At 74.3% G+C, this 2,022-nt stretch carries 1 protein-coding gene; it reads right to left on the bottom strand.

Annotated features, from left to right (window positions below):
* Window positions 1-180 precede the first annotated feature (180 nt).
* On the bottom strand, window positions 181-2,022 hold a 1,842-nt coding region (locus GTW08_RS02135), incomplete at its 5' end, for a penicillin-binding protein 2 (RefSeq protein WP_346009836.1).

The following is a 2,022-nucleotide window of genomic DNA, read 5'->3' as shown; positions in this document are numbered from 1 at the left end:
CGGGCGGCGGAACGACGACCGGCACACGGCCGTCCGACGAGCCGGATACGGCCATCCGGCGCAGGTTCCGGGCCGGTGGGCGGCTCGTCGGGCGGGGTGCACGGCGGCCCGGCCGAGCCCCGTACGGGTGGGCAGCGGCCGGGACCGTCCGACGCAGCCGGACCGCACCCGGCCGCGCCGTCACCGGATCTGCAGGGTCTGCACCGGCTGCGGCGCGGTCTGGACCGGCACGGCGTCGCGCTGGGCCAGGTAGGAGGCGATGTCGTGGAACAGCGGCGCCGCGCTCGTCCCGCCCTTCGGGGCGTCGAGCATGATCCCGATCACGAACCGCGGGTCCTGGGCCGGGAGCATCCCGGCGAAGGTGATCCAGTACTGGGAGCGCGAGTAGGCCCCGGTCGCCGGGTCCACCTGCTGGGCGGTGCCGGTCTTGCCCGCCACCTCGTAGCCGGGCACCGCGGCGGCGGGCCCGGTGCCGGACTGGCCGTGCGCCTTCTGGGTGACGGCGGTGAGCATCGTCCGCAGGGTCTGCGCGGTCTGCGGCGACATCACCTGTACCGGCTCGGGCGCCTCGGTCGGCACCCGGACGCCGTCCGGGCCGGTCGTCGCGGCGACGATCCGCGGCGGGACCCGGACGCCGTCGTTGGCGATGGCCTGGTACATCCCGGCCATCTGCAGCACGGTCATCGACAGGCCCTGCCCGATCGGCAGGTTGCCGAAGGTGGAGCCGGACCAGGTCGCGCGGGCCGGGACCCGTCCGCCGCTCTCGCCGGGCAGCCCGACACCGGTCTTCTGCCCGATGCCCATCTTCGCGAGCATGTCCGAGAAGCGGTCCTCGCCGACCTTCTGCGCGGTCATCAGGGTGCCGACGTTGGAGGACTTCGCCAGCACGCCGGTCAGCGTGTAGCGGTCGACGCCGTGCGCCCAGGCGTCCTTGATCGTGCGGTCGGCGACTTCGATGCTGCCGGGCACGTCGAGCACGTCGTCGGGCTTGGCGACGCCGGCCTCCAGTGCGGCGGCCATGGTGACGACCTTGTTGACCGAGCCGGGCTCGAAGGGCGTGGTGACGCCCTTGTTGCCCAGCGAGTTCGGGTCCGCGGACAGCAGCTGGGCCGGGTCGAACGAGGTGTTGTCGGCGAGCGCGAGCACCTGCCCGGTGGCCCGGTCGAGGACGACGGCCGAGCCGCTGCGCGCCTCGGCGCGGCCCGCGTAGTCGGCGAGCATCCGCTGCACCTGGAACTGCAGGTCGGAGTCGATCGTCAGCTGCACGTCGGAGCCGGACACCGCGGCCTGCTCGGAGCGCACGCTGCCGGGGATGACGGTGCCGCTGCCCTCGGCGGTGTCGGCGATCTGGAAGCCGTCGCGACCGGCGAGCAGTTCGTCGTCGGAGGACTCCAGGCCGATCCGGCCGATCAGCTTCTGCGCGTCGGCGCTCCAGGTCGCGGCGCCGATGATGTTCGAGGCCAGCGTCCCGTTGGGGTACTGGCGCGCCTCGCGGCTCTCCTCGGCGATCTCCGGGAACTGCGTCCGGAGGTCACGGGCGGGCCCGGGGTCGACCGCGGTGGCCATCACGACGTAACCGCGGTCGCTGTTCAGCGCCCGCTTCAGCTCCTCGGGGTCGCCGTGGGTCACCGCGGCGACGGCGTCGGCCATCCGGTTCTTGTAGGCGACCGCGTCCGCGCCCTTGGTGGAGTTGATCAGGCGCGGGTTGGTGACGAGCGCCTTGGACTCGGTGGAGAACGCCAGCACGGCGCCGTTGCGGTCGCTGATCGCGCCGCGCTCGGCCGGGATGACGATCCGGCTGGCGCGCTGCTTCTCCGCGTCCGCGGTCAGCGTGCCCGCCTGCACCGTCTGGACGACGACGAGCTTCGCCCCGGACACCAGCAGCAGGGCGGCCAGCGCCACCCAGGCCAGGCGTAGCCGGAACCGCGGGTCGTCGGCCGGGGGCCGGCGCCGACCGCCCCGCGGACCCTGCCCCCGCGGCCGGGGGCGCGGCGGCGCGTAGACCATCAGTTCCCGCCCGCC

Origin of the sequence: Pseudonocardia sp. SID8383, from assembly GCF_009864975.1 — a bacterium.
GTDB classification, from domain to species: domain Bacteria; phylum Actinomycetota; class Actinomycetes; order Mycobacteriales; family Pseudonocardiaceae; genus Pseudonocardia; species Pseudonocardia alni.
This window is presented reverse-complemented; position numbering and strand designations above follow the sequence as displayed.